Origin of the sequence: Thalassotalea sp. G2M2-11 (assembly GCF_017168195.1) — a bacterium.
GTDB lineage: Bacteria > Pseudomonadota > Gammaproteobacteria > Enterobacterales > Alteromonadaceae > Thalassotalea_E.
The window spans coordinates 1,065,455-1,081,029 of the sequence record NZ_JADNYL010000001.1 but is presented as its reverse complement, the minus strand read 5'-3'; the positions used below and the strand labels follow the sequence as shown (position 1 = coordinate 1,081,029).

Genomic DNA, 15,575 nt, shown 5'->3' with positions numbered 1-15,575 from the left:
ATCTTTTTTAATCCATTGAAAAAGCAGATAAAATCAGCAATATTTTTGTAGACCTATCATTTTTTATCTATAATAGTGCCTTTGGAGTGCGCTTGCCCCTGATTTAATGAGAAAAAGACTATATGCGAATTATCACCTTTGGCACGTTTGATGTATTTCATGCCGGTCATGTCAATATTTTAGAAAGAGCAAAGTTACATGGTAGTCATCTTATTGTCGGTGTTTCTTCTGATGAACTCAATATGTCGAAAAAGCAACGTTATCCCATATACAGCCAAGAAGATCGTCTCCATATCATCCGTTCGTTACGTTGCGTGGATGAAGTCTTTATTGAAGAATCTCTGGAATTGAAAGCTGAGTATATAAAGTATTATAACGCTGATATCTTAGTCATGGGAGATGATTGGGCAGGGAAATTTGATCATTTATCCAATATCTGTCAAGTCATTTACTTACCAAGAACGCCTTCAGTCTCTACCACAGAAATTATTGAAATCGTAAAAACAAAACGGTATTAACTGTGCAAGCAAGAAAATATTTGTTCTACATTTCTCAAAACTATTCTTTTGAAATTTTAAGGCCTCTCCAGCAGCAAATTCATGCACAAAATAACCAAGTCTACTGGTTTGTTGCTGGCAATGATGTCGATAGAACAAACTTTAAAGCCAATGAGTTAGTATTTAGCACAGTTGATGAAGTCGTAGCATATAAGCCTGACGCTTGCTTTGTACCCGGCAACATTATTCCTAACTTTATTCCTGGCATTAAAGTACAAGTATTTCATGGCTTAGAATGGAAGAAAAAAGGTCATTTTGTTATTCGTGATTGCTTTGATTTATATTGTACACATGGCGTTGCGACCACCTCGCGGTTTAAGCAATTATCCCTACAACATCAATTCTTTGATGTGATAGAGACAGGTTGGCCTAAGCTAGATAATTTGTTCACCGCAACAGCAAAACAATTCTTTCAAAATACTAAGCCGACGATCTTATATGCGCCAACATTTTCACCTTCTCTGACATCAGCCAAAGTATTGCACCAACAAATTGCAAGCCTTATTGAGCAAGAACAATATAACTGGCTGATAAAATTCCACCCTAAAATGAATACTGATTGGATTGCCCAATACCAATCATTAGCAAGTGATCACTGCCAAATCATTGATTCTGACAATATCAATGAATTACTGGTTTATGCCGATATCATGATTTCTGATACCTCTTCGGTAATAGGTGAATTTTCACTACTGGACAAGCCCGTGATCACCTTTCGAAATAGTGATCCTGGTGATTACTTAATTGATATTACCTATGCTGAGCAGTTGCCCGAGGCAATCAACCAAGCATTATCACCAAGTGATGAGTTGAAACAAGCGATTAACCGTTATGCTCAAGAGCTACACCCCTATCAAGATGGTCAATCATCTCAACGCATTTTAGCCGCGGTAGAAAAGTTGTTAATGGGACAAAAAGAGGCGACAAAGCCATTGCCACGCAACCTGTTTAGAAACCTTAAACAGCGTAAAAAATTAGGTTATTGGCGCTTTTGATGGCTGCTTATACGATATATAGATGGATTTATATTGATTAATTATGAATAAGCATTTGACAATATTTGAGTAAATACGCTATTAATAGATCACTGATGTAATAAAGTTACAAAAAACTAAACAAATGAATATAGCAAGCACATTAATTATCAACCTCTTACTCCTCGCAAAAACTGCGCGGATAAGTTAGTGCTTGCTAAAAATTAACATAGCAAAGATAAAATAACTAAACCCGCGCTACTCACCGCGGGTTTTTTTATGCTCGCAAGAAACTATTTAAGCGAATAATGAAGGAATACAACATGGATAATCGAGTCATATTATTTGATACCACTTTACGTGACGGAGAACAGGCATTAACCGCAAGTTTGTCTGTCCATGAAAAACTACAAATTGCCCAGGCTATCGAGCGGTTAGGAGTGGATATCATTGAAGCAGGCTTTCCAGTGTCATCACCGGGAGATTTTCAATCGGTACAAGCTATTGCTAAAACCGTTAAAAACTCTATTGTTTGCGGCTTATCTCGCGCTGTTGAAGCCGATATTAAAGCCTGTGCTGACGCACTAAGTGTTGCCGACCAGTTTCGTATTCATACCTTTATTTCAACCTCAGATGTTCATGTGCAGCAAAAATTACGTAAAGGCTTTGATGATGTTGAAGCGATGGCGGTTCATGCGGTTAAATATGCCAGACAGTTCACCGATGACGTTGAATTTTCCTGTGAAGATGCCGGACGTACCCCTATTGATAATTTATGTCGTATGGTGGAAAGCGCCATTAAAGCAGGCGCAACCACAGTCAACATTCCCGATACGGTCGGTTATACCATTCCTAATGAGTTTGGCGGTATCATCAGCCAATTATTTAACCGAGTACCGAATATTGACCAAGCGGTGATTTCTGTCCATTGCCATAATGACTTAGGTTTAGCCGTAGCAAATTCCATGGCAGCAGTACAAGCCGGTGCTAGACAAGTAGAAGGGACGATTAACGGGATTGGTGAACGCGCAGGCAACTGTTCTTTAGAAGAGATCGCCATGATCATTAAAACCCGTCATGATTTATTAGGCGTTAATAGTGGAATTAACCATCAAGAAATAGCGCGTACTTCTAAGTTAGTCAGTCAATTATGTAATATGCCAGTGCAACCTAACAAAGCAATCGTTGGTAGCAATGCCTTTAGTCACTCATCTGGGATCCATCAAGATGGCATGTTAAAAGCCGCTAATACCTATGAAATCATGACACCAGAAAGTGTCGGTATTGCAAAAACTAAGTTAAACCTGACCTCACGAAGTGGCCGTCATGTGATCAAACATCGTATGGAGAGTTTAGGTTATCAAGAAAGCGATTATAACTTAGAAGAGTTATATAACGATTTCTTAGCATTAGCGGATAAAAAAGGCCAAGTGTTCGATGACGATTTAGAAGCGTTATTATTTAATATTCAACAGCAAGGTGAACAAGAATATTACCATTTAGCCACCATGAATGTGCAATGTGGTGTTGGTGAATTTGCCACTGCTGGCATCAAACTAATCTCAGGCGATAGCAGCCAAATCGTCTCAGCCACAGGTAATGGCCCTGTGGACAGTTTATACCAAGCAATTAAGCAAGCGGTTGATATTGAATTTGAAGTGTCCGATTACAAAATATCCAACAAAGGTGCCGGTGAAGATGGCTTAGGTAAAGCCGATTTGGTGGTTGCATGGCAAGGACGAAACTTTCATGGTTATGGCTTAGCCACTGACGTTATCGAAGCATCAGGACAAGCACTAATTCATTGCTTAAATAGCATCCATCGCGCACAAACGATTGCTGAAATAAAAGAGCAGAAAAAAGAATCACAAGTATAGAATTTATATTAATCACCGCTGATATAAGTTAATTATCGGCTTAAGGAAAAAGGTTATAAGATGTCAAATATTGCAGTATTAGCCGGGGACGGAATTGGTCCCGAAGTCATGGCTGAAGCGAAAAAAGTGCTAGCCGCTGTCGCAGATAAATTTCAGCTAGAAATCAATACCACAGATTACGATGTTGGCGGTGCCGCTATTGATAACCATGGCAACGCGCTACCACCAGAAACCCTATCAGGCTGTCAGCAAAGTGATGCTATTTTATTTGGTTCAGTGGGTGGCCCTAAATGGGCAAACTTACCACCAACCGAGCAACCGGAACGTTGCGCGTTATTAGGTTTACGCGGTCATTTTGATTTATTCTGCAATATGCGCCCTGCCACCTTACAATCGGCACTAGCGGATTTATCAACCTTGCGTCAAGATATTTCAGCAAAAGGCTTTGATGTGTTAGTCATTCGAGAATTAACTGGCGATATATATTTTGGCGAGCCGAAAGGCAGACGCGGCGAAGGTGAAGACGAGACCGGCTTTGATACCATGCTTTACTCACGCCGAGAAATCAAACGTATTTCTCATTTAGCCTTTCAAGCCGCGCAAAAGCGCAATAAAAAAGTCACTTCCGTTGATAAAGCCAATGTTTTAGCAACTTCACAACTTTGGCGTCAAGTCGTCGAAGAAGTGGCAAGTGATTATCCTGATGTGAGTTATGAGCATTTATACGTAGATAACGCGGCGATGCAACTAGTACGAGATCCGAATCAATTCGACGTCATGTTATGCCCTAATTTGTTTGGTGATATCTTGTCTGATATTTGCGCCATGATCACAGGCTCGATGGGATTATTACCTTCTGCCAGCTTAAATTCTGAAGGTTTTGGCATGTATGAACCCGCTGGTGGCAGTGCGCCTGACATTGCAGGCCAAGGCATTGCGAACCCAATTGCCCAAATTTTATCTGCCGCACTAATGTTACGTTATAGCTTAAATCAAGACAGCGCTGCAAAGCTTGTAGAAGATGCGGTTGAATCAGCATTAGATAATGGCATATTAACCGCAGATTTATTAGCTGATGACCAACGAGCTCACGCAAAAACAACCACAGAAGTTGGTGATTATATTTGCCAATTTATTAATCAATCAAACATCTCGGAGGCATAAGCATGGCAACCACTTTGTATGAAAAATTATGGCAACGCCACTTAATTGAAGAAAAGCCAGGAGAAACGCCATTATTGTATGTAGATCGCCACTTAATTCATGAAGTGACGTCTCCCCAAGCATTTGCTAACTTGCGCTTTCATGGCCGAAAATTACGTCACCCTGAGCGTACTATTGCCACTATGGATCACAATATTTCCACGCGTTCTATCGAAATTAATGCCGCAGGTGAAGGGGCTGCCAATCAACTGCGTACCCTAGAGAAAAACTGTAAAGAATTCGGTATTGAGCTTTTTGGTATGGGGCATAAAAACCAAGGCATTGTTCACGTAATGGGACCAGAGCTTGGTTTAACCTTACCTGGTACTATCATTGTGTGTGGTGATTCGCATACCGCCACACATGGCGCTTTTGGTGCTTTAGCCTTTGGTATTGGCACCTCTGAGGTTGAACATGTTTTTGCCACCCAAACGTTGCGCCAAACAAAAGCAAAAACCATGAAAATAGAGGTCAAAGGACAAGTCGGTAAAGGGGTAAGTGCCAAAGACATCATCTTAGCCATCATTGGTAAAACAGGTAGCGCGGGCGCTACAGGATATGTCGTTGAATATTGTGGCGAAGCGATTCAAGCGTTATCCATGGAAGAGCGCATGACCGTTTGTAACATGAGTATAGAATTTGGTGCCAAAGCTGGTCTGATCGCTCCCGATCAAACCACCTTCGATTACATTGAAGGTAGGGATTACGCCCCGAAAGGCGAACTGTGGCAACAAGCCGTTGCCGATTGGCAGACACTGAAATCAGATGACGATGCACAATTTGATACCGTGATCACGCTTGAAGCAAAAGATATTAAAGCTCAAGTGACATGGGGTACCACGCCTGGTCAAGTAATGGCAATTGATGGCACCATCCCATCCCCTGATGATTTCTCCGATCCTGTGGAGAAAGATTCTTGCGCGAAAGCATTAACTTATATGGGGCTAACCGCCGGCACTAAAATAACCGATGTACAAGTTAATAATGTGTTTATTGGCTCTTGTACTAACTCTCGTATTGAAGATTTACGGGCAGCAGCATCAACTGTTGAACATTTTGCTCGCCAAGGTTTGAAGTGCTCCGATAAGGTAACTGCTATTGTTGTGCCTGGTTCGTATCGAGTTAAAGAACAAGCAGAGCAAGAAGGTTTAGATCAAATCTTTATCAAAGCAGGCTTTGAGTGGCGTTTACCAGGATGTTCTATGTGTTTAGGGATGAATGACGATAGATTAAAACCCGGTGACCGCTGTGCTTCAACTTCAAACCGAAACTTTGTCGGACGCCAAGGCAGAGATAGCCGCACTCACTTAGTCAGTCCTGAAATGGCTGCCGCAGCTGCCATTACCGGCCATTTTGTCGATTTAAATGCATAAGGAGCAACAAATGGATAAATTTACTACACACACTGGTTTAGTTGCGCCTTTAGATGCTGCTAATGTCGATACCGACCAAATCATCCCCAAGCAATTTTTACAAAAAACAGAACGTGTCGGCTTCGGACAACACTTATTTCATGACTGGCGTTATTTAGATAACGAAGGGAAACAGGAAAATCCCGACTTTGTTCTTAATCAAGCACAATATCAAGGGGCAAGTATTTTATTGGCTCGAGAAAACTTTGGTTGTGGTTCTAGTCGTGAGCATGCGCCATGGGCCATCCAAGAGTTTGGCTTTAAAGTCGTTATTGCCCCCAGTTATGCTGATATTTTTTATGGCAATTGTATCAACATAGGTATCGTGCCAGTCAAATTAACTGACCAGCAAATTAATACCTTATTTGATAAATGCCAACAAGGTGACGTAACGCTAACGATTGACTTGACCAATAACAAAGTGATTGGTGACGATATTGAATATTCTTTCTCTTTAGGAGAGTTTCATCAATACTGTCTTGAACAAGGCATTGATAGTGTCGGCTGGACATTGAAAAAGCTAGCGAAAATTGAAGCATTTGAAGCTCAACTGCCTGCATGGCAATAAAAATTCGCTCAAACAAGGATTAAGTGGTAACTTTACGTTAGTAGTATCAAAAAGTTACCGCTTATTTACTTGAGTGATAAAATGACAAATGCAAACGCGGAAAACAATCTAAAAACTCTGGATATAAAACAACTTAAACTGGGTATGTATGTAATGTCTGTCATAGACGATCAAGGCATCACTATCTCCTCAGAAGGCTATATCAGTGACCAACAATCTATTAATCAACTAGTAAATGCTAATATTGTCAAAGTTGTTGTAGACCCAAACAAAGAAAAACCCGCAGAGCAAGTTGATCGCGTACTTGCTGATATCTCCACCAGCAGAGCTAAGCCTGTAAAACAACAGCCAAAGATCCATATAGATCAAGAAATAAAACAAGCTAATCGTTTATATCAAGACGGCAAAGCACTACAGAGTAAAATTATAGAATCTGTCAAACTCAATAAATCGCTTAAAATTGAAGGAATTGGTGAAACAACTAATGCCGTAGTTGATTCAGTATTTAGAAATCAAGATGCATTAACCTGTTTAACTCGCATACAAAGTAAAGATTCTTACTTACTGGAACATTCTCTTAATTGCGCCATTTTAATGTCAGTTTTTGCCAAGCATTTAGCCATTGAGCGCCGTATTATCGAACAGCTCACCTTAGGTGCTTTTCTTCATGATATAGGTAAAGTATTGATCCCAAAAGAAATACTCTACAAACGCACGGCGCTCACAGCTCAAGAAACAAAAATAGCCAATAGCCATGTTGCCGTTGGATTAAAACTCTTAGAAGACAGTCCTGAGATTTCTCATATTGCGATGCGCATGGTGCGTGAGCATCACGAACGTTTAGATGGTTCAGGTTACCCTCAAGCATTAAAAGCGAATGAAATATCTCAATACGGTCGTATGATCGCTATTGTTGATACTTACGACAAACTAACGTGTGAACGCCCTTATAAGAAAAGCATATTTCCTATTTCTGCGTTTAAAACCCTCATTTCCGATGCTCCAAGCCAATATGATGAAGAGCTTGTGGAAAAGTTTATTCAATGTATTGGCGTATATCCGGTTGGTACCTTAGTCAAATTAAACAGCGGTAAACTCGGTTTGATCAGTCAATTAAACAAGAAAAAACCATTACATCCTTATGTTAAAGTGTTCTATAACACTCGACTTAGCCAAGCAATTCCGATTGAAGAGATCAATCTGGCACAATCAAAGTACAAAGATCAGATCGATTGTTGTATCAGGCCTGAAGATTTTAATATCAACTTACTTAAGTTTTTTAAAACTGCATTTATCGATTAAGCATGCCAATGCTACCAACTCGATAATGCTGGCATAGTAAAACGTTGATTTTCAAACTCCAGCACAACTTGTTGTGGTAAAATCGCAGCCAACATCACACCTTGGGCGATCATATCTCCCTCAAAGCGATCGGTACCATTAACTCTAACCCAGGCTTGCCCTTCAGTGGCATAAATATGCATTTCAAATTGCAACCGCGGTAATTGATTCTGCAATGACGGTGGCATTTGGTGAATAGGTTTTATTTCATCATCAGTAATATTACTATCAGAGTCTGCACTAAAAGCTGTATTATTATCTGCTTGTTTAGTTTCATTTACTGCTGCTTTAAAGCGCTCCAATAAATCTTCAGAAACCCCTTCGTTTGCCACAAGTTCAAACTCTGTATCGTTTTTCTCAATTAACTTTTCAGGTTGATAACCGACAATACTCGGTTGCTGCTCAATCGCTTTTACTTGCTCATTTGGTTGTTTCGCAAGCTTAGTGTTATCAGCTAAGCTACTAGGCGTTAATTGTTCACTAATTTCTTGTGGCTGAGCTTTTTGGCTCTGTTCTGCTTTTAGCTGTTGCCCCTCTTTAGGGGGCTCTGGCTGACTTAACGCTTGCTTAGCGGCTACCGAAGGTAGTGGCTTGTCAATATCAAGCTGAGCCAAATCATCATGACTATTACTTGCATAAAGGCTATAGCCAAGCCAATAACCACCAGCAATAATTAACGGTAATAACAGACCCGCTAGAATGCCATAAAATACGGGGCTTAAGATAAAGCTTTTATCTTGATACTCATCACCTAAGGCTTCCTCAGCCGCCTTTCTGACAATCGCTGCATTAACAACAGAAGCATTTTGCCCATACGCTAAAATTAATGCTCGATCACACAATAAATTAATCACACGAGGGATCCCTTTCGACACCTTATGTAATTGCTTAATAGCGCCCTGATTAAATAATGCTCGGGTACATTGCGCCACAGACAAACGATGTTGAATATATTGGCTAAGCTCATCCTTAGTTAACGGCAGTAAATGGTATCTGGCAGTAATACGCTGGGCTAATTGACGCAGATCTCTTCGTTGCAATAATTGCTGCAACTCCGGTTGACCAATTAAGATCACTTGTAACAATTTTTTAGTGTTTGTTTCCAGATTAGTCAGCAATCTAAGTTGTTCCAGTACTTGCGGTTGCAGGTGCTGCGCTTCATCAATGATCAATAGAGTATTAATATTATTTTGATGATTTTTCAGTAGTTTTTCTTGAATTTTATCGGTTAAATATTTAAGCGTAGCGCCTGTTTTTTTATAGCGAACTTTTAAGTTATCACATATTGTTGCTAATAATTCTTCACAAGATAAGGTGGGGTTTAAAATAAAGGCCGCTTGTGTATTCTCAGGTAGTTTTTCCATCACACTTCGACTGATGGTGGTTTTCCCGGTACCCACCTCCCCGGTTAACAAAACAAACCCACCATTATCACCCAGCCCATAACTTAGATGAGCTAAAGCTTCACGATGACGATCACTCATAAATAAATACGCTGGATCTGGGGCAATTGAAAATGGCGCTTCACTTAAGCCAAAATATGCAAAATACATTACTTTTCTAAGATAACTAAAAGACTGCTCGAAATTACCTTGTTAGCTTTAAGAAGTCAAAGTATCGAGCAGTTCAAAGTAAACTTATGATAAACTTTTCTCTAATATCAGCTTTATCAATAATGACCATGAATAATGAGCAAATAAATCAAACCATCAATGTTTTTTTAGTCGGTGGTGCCGTCAGAGATCAGCTATTAGATCGTAAAGTGATTGAACGAGACTATGTGGTTGTAGGAAGCAATGTTAAACAAATGCTGAGCTTAGGCTTTAATCAAGTTGGCAAAGATTTTCCCGTGTTTTTACACCCTGAAACTAAAGAGGAGTACGCACTTGCACGTACTGAGAAAAAACAAGGCCATGGCTATACAGGATTTATTTGTCATAGTGCGGAAGATGTTACCTTAGAGCAAGATCTTCTGCGCCGAGATTTAACAGTTAATGCCATGGCTCAAACAAGTGATGGTGCCATTATTGACCCTTACAATGGTCAACATGACTTAAAAAACAGAGTGCTTCGCCATGTATCTTCAGCATTTTGTGAAGATCCTCTTCGTGTGCTAAGAGTGGCTAGATTTGCTGCCCGCTATCATTATTTAGGCTTTAGTATTGCCGAAGAAACCATGGAATTAATGAAAAAAATAAGCGCTAGTGGCGAATTATCAAGTTTATCAGGGGAGCGTATCTGGAAAGAATTAGAGCGTGCGTTAGGCGAGAAAAATCCAGAGGTATTTTTCAAGATTTTACAGCACTGTGGAGCTTTGCATGAGATTTGGCCTGCATTATCAAATTTATGGCATACCAAGGCTCAAGATACTCAAAAATATCAATCACTCGCCGAGCTTTCTTTAGCGTTATTACAACAAGCAGTCAAACTCTCAGACAACACTAGTATCCGTTTTGCTTGCTTATGCTTATATATGGCTCATCAGCAGTCAGGTGAACAACAAAATAACATCACAGGCAAACTAAAACTCCCTAACGCCCCTAAATTGCTTGCAACTAAGTGTCAGCAACATCATGAAAAGCTTAATCAGTTATCACAATTGAGTGCAAGCGACATATTAAGCTTATTTGATCACTTAGATGCCTGGCGAAAACCTGATTTTTTTAACGATTTTTTAATGGTATGTCAGGCTGAGCAAGCGGTATTAACACAAGGTGAGCGTACTGACAGCACACCATTCAATATGTTAAACGAGTTGCTTTTACAATGTAATCAAGTCTCAGCAAAAACATACGTTGAACAAGGTTTAACAGGAAAGGCGATAAAGTCCGCAATAACTAACGCCAGACTTGCGCTTATTAACGAGCAGATTACTTCGTTGAATTAGGGGTAATTCATTTCACATCATACAGGCAAAAAAAACCACGCTAATTAGCGTGGTTTTTAATAGTTAACTTAACAATTAAAAGTTATAGCTTGCTTTTAAGTAGTAGTAACCACCATTGTAATCAAACGGACCACTTTCGTAGTAAATAGCACCACTCCAGTTATTCACCGCTTGTAGCTTTTGTGCTTCTTGGTCAAAGATGTTCATCGCACCTGCCGAGAAAGTTAATGCATCACTATAGAAATAACTGATTTCAGCATCAAAAGTCACTGCAGCATCCGCCATTTCTGATTCTTCTGGTGAGGTACCGTCTGCATGAGTTGCATAGTACTCACCAAAATAGTTCGCACGAAGGAACATGCTGACATCTTCCCATGTCTGCGCAACAGTAAAGGTTGCACGATGATCTGGCATACCATCTTCTAAACGGTCAATTTTACCTTGGTTAGTCGTCAATGGATTAAATGAATCAACTTTTGTATCTGTCCAGTTGTACGCAAGACTCAGCTGAGTATCTCCATCAAATAAATTCATTGAATAGTTAGCAACTAAATCAATACCTTGTGTTGTGGTATCAAAGTCATTAGCAAAGTAAGTCACCGCAGAAATCAATTCAGGATTCTTCACACCTTCCGTTCGAAGTGCATCATAATCTTCTGGCTCAACATCAATTTGACTTGATTGTGCGATACGATCAGTCACTTCAATATTGTAGTAATCAACCGTCATGAAGAAATCTTCATAGTTATAAACAAAACCTGCTGCATAACTGACTGACTCTTCAGGCTCTAATTCTTTACCACCATAAAATGCCGATAATGGATTGGTTGGTGGCGCTAAAAAGCTTTGAATTAACTCACCTTCAACCAATGAAGTAGCCGTATTCACCACATTTGCTTGACCAACGGTTGGTGCTCTAAAGCCAGTGCTATGTGATAAACGTAATGATAATTCATCAGAAACTGTGAATTGGGCAGTTAGTTTATAATTTAAGGTATCACCAAATGATGTGAAGTCTTCATAACGCAAGGCACCACCAAGTAACAATGCCTCAGTAACTTGTGCTTCAACATCACCATATAAACCAACACTACGTCTTACATCAATACCTTGAGCTTCAGGGCCAAAACCTTTAAAACCATGGGAACCAATATTAAAGCCTTGTGCAGCATACGGACCTGCTTTCCATGATGCTTCCTCACCTGCAGTGATTTCAAAGCTTTCTTCTCGCCATTCAGCACCAACAGCCACATTGATTGGGTAATATAAACCTACTTCAACTTCTCTAACTAAATCAAGGTTAAAACCTTTCTCTAATTGAGTATATCCACCGGTTTTAAAATCAAACGGTGTTTCTAAGCCAAGTGAAGGGTTTAGTGTATTTTTCAATAAAAATGTCGACGCATTACGTCCGACCGAGCCGCTGATATCATAAAACCAATCGTCTAAAAAGCCCGATTTCACTTCACCTTTCGTACCAGCGGTAAATGAAGTATCAGTAATATTTCCGCCAAATCTTGGCGTATAACCACCTGGCATCAACTGGTTCATGGCAAAACAATTAGGATCGGCCACCATGTCCTGATACGCTTGAGTGTTCAAAACATTTGGTACATCCGCAGGTACCACTGCACAAGTCCGCTCAGCTCCCATTGCTTGTGCAACATCCCCAATTAACAGTGTTTCACCACCATCGATTGAGAAAACATTACTACGGTTATGCGGGTTACGATAATAGAAGCCACCTTCTGCATCACGCTCTGAGTAGTTACCAAACATGTAAAACTCTTTATCATCACCCAAGTCAAGACCCGCATTGGCAAAAATGGTAATATCATCTTTAATTTCAGGATTACCCCAGATCATCGCAGGATCAGGTACAGCTGTGTTACCCGCATCAATTAACGCTTGTGCATCAGGACGTTGTACACTGCGACTAGTAGCATCGGCATTTTTTAATTGAAAGCTTAAATTTACAAAGCCATCATCACTAAATGGTAAGCCTAAATTACCGTCAACAATTGTGGATGTACCATCGCCTTCATAGTACTCACCATGTTTAACAGAGATTGAACCACCATCAGCATCATCTTTTAGAACAAAGTTCATTACACCGGCAATCGCATCAGAGCCATATTGCGCCGCTGCACCATCACGAAGTACTTCTACTTGTTTTAGAGCAATACTTGGTATTACTGAGATATCAGGACCTTGTGCCCCATCATTGACTCCACCACCTTGGAAAGCAATAACCGAGGCACGATGACGACGTTTACCGTTCAATAACACTAACGTACTATCGGATGACAGACCTCGTAAGTTAACTGGACGTATTAAAGTTGCAGCATCACTAATAGGTTGTTGGCGCACATTAAATGATGGTACTGCACTTTGTAATTGATCGAGCATATCACTTGAAGCACTTCTACCTAGCTCGTCAGCTCCTACAATATCAATAGGTACTGGAGATTCCGCCACTGAACGAGGAGCAGAACGCGTACCCACAACAGCAATACGTTCAACTTCTTTTTCAGCGCCAGTTTCATCTTGAGCATAGACAGGTGCAGTACCTAAGGCAACGCCCACAGCAAGGGCTAACGTAGCTGCACGAAATTTATTAGACATGTTTTATACCTTCCTAGATTTAAATAAAATTTAAAATTATTAAATTTTTTTATTATTTTTATAATTATGCTGGAGCACTTAAACGCATAGCGTATAAGCAATTCAGCTAATTTAGTTATAAAACAGCAATCAAGGCTTTACAAGTAGCCAACTCAGTGTGCAAATGGCAGTCACTAACCTGTAGAAATGGTTTTAACAGTAAGTTTTTACTAGAGGCAATTTATTTTTCAAGCAAGGTTTATGCACTTATTTAAAGCAACAACCAGACAAAATGAAAGCTCTGGCTTTATTGACTTGTACCATCCTCCAACATTATTCATAATATTAACCAACGCCAAACATAACCAAAAGGAATTAAAAAGCTAAAAGCAAGACCAAAAAACTATAAAACTAATTGGAACTTTTTTTCACCTGCAACTTTTTCCACATAAAGAATTAACAAAAAATAAACAACATAAAAAATTTACAAGACCATTTATCGTAACTTTTTGTCTATTTATCGCAAAAAATACCGGTAAAATGACCGAAAATAGCAAATTGGCTGCTGCATAGTTATGCAATTTTTGCTTCAAATTTATGCTGACTTCAATCTTACTTATCAACCATTAAGATCAAAAAAGGGCTTGTAGATACAAGCCCTTTTACCGTTATTATATTGTCGTTATTCTGCTGGAAGTACTTTCGCTTCAACTAAGCCAAAGCCAATACTCACAGCACCTGCTTTTTGACAGTAACCTTTCATAATGACATTATCGCCATCTTCTAAGAATGTACGCGTTTCTCCATTTGGCAAACTTACAGGTTCAGAGCCCGCATTAGAAAGCTCTAATAATGAACCAGCCTCTTCAGGTTTTGGACCAGATTGAGTACCACTACCGAACATATCGCCAGCACGTAAATTACAGCCATTAACAGTGTGATGTGTAACCATTTGAGCAACGGTCCAGTATGAATCATTAAAGTTTGACTGAGAAAGCTTCACCGCAGCTTCGCTATTGGCGCGCATTTTTTCTGTTTCAAGATACACTTGCAATTCAATATCAAATGAACCAAGCGCACGATTTTGCTCGGACTCTAAATATGGCATTGGCTGTGGATCATTTTCATCACGTGTCCAAGAAGATTTAAACGGTGCTAATGCTTCTGTAGTAACAATCCAAGGTGAAATTGTTGATGCAAAACTTTTTGACAAAAATGGACCTAAAGGTTGGTATTCCCAGCCTTGAATATCGCGAGCTGACCAATCATTGAATAAACATAAACCAAAAACATGATCTTCTGCTTTATCAATTGTAATAGCCGAACCTAAGTCATTCCCTTGTCCCACAAATATACCGACTTCAAGCTCATAATCTAAACGCTTACACGGCCCAAATGACGGTTCAGTTGCCGTAGGTGCTTTAGTTTGCCCTTTCGGACGCTTAAAACTCCCCCCCGAAACTTCAATAGATGAAGCACGACCATGATAGCCGATAGGAACCCATTTATAATTAGGTAATAACGGGTTATCAGGGCGAAATTTCTTACCAACAGAAGTCGCGTGATGAATTGATGTATAGAAATCAGTGTAGTCACCAATACGACATGGCAGTGCATATTCAACATCGGCTTGCACTACTAAGCAATTTGTTAATTGTGCCTGAGCGGAAGAGCCTACAGCTAACGCTTTTGATAACGCCGCACGTAAACTGCTCCAAGCTTCTTTTCCCATTGCCATAAAATCATTTAACTGATCTTTTGAACAAGCTGCTAACGCTTGTTGAGCAATGCCTTCAAAAATACCGCTAGCTTGCGCTGCTGCTAAATCGAGCACTTGATCACCGATAGCTACCCCACCACGAAAGTTTTCTGATGAGCCTTTCACACGAAAAATAGCAAAAGGTAAATTCTGGATCGGAAACTCATTACCCGGTACATTAGCCGACTCAACCCAACTTGTTAATTGGGGATCATGAGTTTCATTTAGCAAAGAATGGTTAGACATTAGCGAAAAATACTCCAAGTTTGGCGTGTATGATGCTTTAAAGTCATCATAAAACACGCAAAAAATAATAACGATATTATATCAAGCTCATGATTAAACGCTAAATTATTACAAATCATGCCTCGCTATACTGTCAACATATTGTTG

11 protein-coding genes are annotated in these 15,575 nt (G+C 39.8%); 8 read left to right on the top strand and 3 right to left on the bottom strand.

The window, feature by feature from the left end; genetic code table 11:
• The first annotated feature begins 122 nt into the window (after positions 1-122).
• The 7 genes from IV514_RS04630 (at position 123) to IV514_RS04600 (ending at position 7,893) form a co-directional block, all read left to right on the top strand.
• Positions 123-518, top strand: a complete 396-nt coding sequence (locus IV514_RS04630) for an adenylyltransferase/cytidyltransferase family protein (protein ID WP_206483715.1) — start codon at positions 123-125, stop codon at positions 516-518.
• A 2-nt stretch (positions 519-520) separates the two neighbouring features.
• Positions 521-1,552 (top strand): CDP-glycerol glycerophosphotransferase family protein, encoded by a 1,032-nt coding sequence (locus IV514_RS04625; protein ID WP_206483714.1) that lies wholly within the window; start codon positions 521-523, stop codon positions 1,550-1,552.
• 302 nt (positions 1,553-1,854) lie between these two features.
• Positions 1,855-3,408 carry a 2-isopropylmalate synthase gene (gene leuA / locus IV514_RS04620; RefSeq protein ID WP_206483713.1) on the top strand — a complete coding sequence of 518 codons (1,554 nt, stop codon included), beginning with the start codon at positions 1,855-1,857 and terminating at the stop codon, positions 3,406-3,408.
• Positions 3,409-3,468: 60 nt separating this feature from the next.
• On the top strand, positions 3,469-4,572 hold the full coding sequence (gene leuB, locus IV514_RS04615) for a 3-isopropylmalate dehydrogenase (RefSeq protein ID WP_206483712.1): 1,104 nt from the start codon (positions 3,469-3,471) through the stop codon (positions 4,570-4,572).
• 2 nt (positions 4,573-4,574) lie between these two features.
• Positions 4,575-5,984 carry a 3-isopropylmalate dehydratase large subunit gene (gene leuC, locus IV514_RS04610; protein ID WP_206483711.1) on the top strand — a complete coding sequence of 470 codons (1,410 nt, stop codon included), beginning with the start codon at positions 4,575-4,577 and terminating at the stop codon, positions 5,982-5,984.
• A gap of 10 nt (positions 5,985-5,994) precedes the next feature.
• On the top strand, positions 5,995-6,591 hold the full coding sequence (gene leuD / locus IV514_RS04605) for a 3-isopropylmalate dehydratase small subunit (RefSeq protein WP_206483710.1): 597 nt from the start codon (positions 5,995-5,997) through the stop codon (positions 6,589-6,591).
• A gap of 81 nt (positions 6,592-6,672) precedes the next feature.
• Positions 6,673-7,893, top strand: coding sequence for an HD-GYP domain-containing protein (locus tag IV514_RS04600; RefSeq protein WP_206483709.1), 1,221 nt, complete (start codon positions 6,673-6,675; stop codon positions 7,891-7,893).
• Between the two features lie 11 nt (positions 7,894-7,904).
• On the opposite strand, the gene IV514_RS04595 is transcribed toward IV514_RS04600, so the two are convergent.
• On the bottom strand, positions 7,905-9,485 hold the full coding sequence (locus IV514_RS04595; RefSeq protein WP_206483708.1) for an AAA family ATPase: 1,581 nt from the start codon (positions 9,483-9,485) through the stop codon (positions 7,905-7,907).
• Between the two features lie 86 nt (positions 9,486-9,571).
• On the opposite strand from IV514_RS04595, the gene IV514_RS04590 reads away from it, so the two are divergent.
• Positions 9,572-10,819: a multifunctional CCA addition/repair protein gene (locus tag IV514_RS04590; protein WP_241242169.1), complete on the top strand. Its 1,248-nt coding sequence runs from the start codon at positions 9,572-9,574 to the stop codon at positions 10,817-10,819.
• 75 nt (positions 10,820-10,894) lie between these two features.
• On the opposite strand, the gene IV514_RS04585 is transcribed toward IV514_RS04590, so the two are convergent.
• Both IV514_RS04585 and fahA read right to left on the bottom strand, forming a co-directional pair.
• Positions 10,895-13,444 carry a TonB-dependent receptor gene (locus IV514_RS04585; protein ID WP_206483707.1) on the bottom strand — a complete coding sequence of 850 codons (2,550 nt, stop codon included), beginning with the start codon at positions 13,442-13,444 and terminating at the stop codon, positions 10,895-10,897.
• 661 nt (positions 13,445-14,105) lie between these two features.
• Positions 14,106-15,428, bottom strand: coding sequence for a fumarylacetoacetase (gene fahA / locus IV514_RS04580; RefSeq protein ID WP_206483706.1), 1,323 nt, complete (start codon positions 15,426-15,428; stop codon positions 14,106-14,108).
• Between the last annotated feature and the right edge of the window lie 147 nt (positions 15,429-15,575).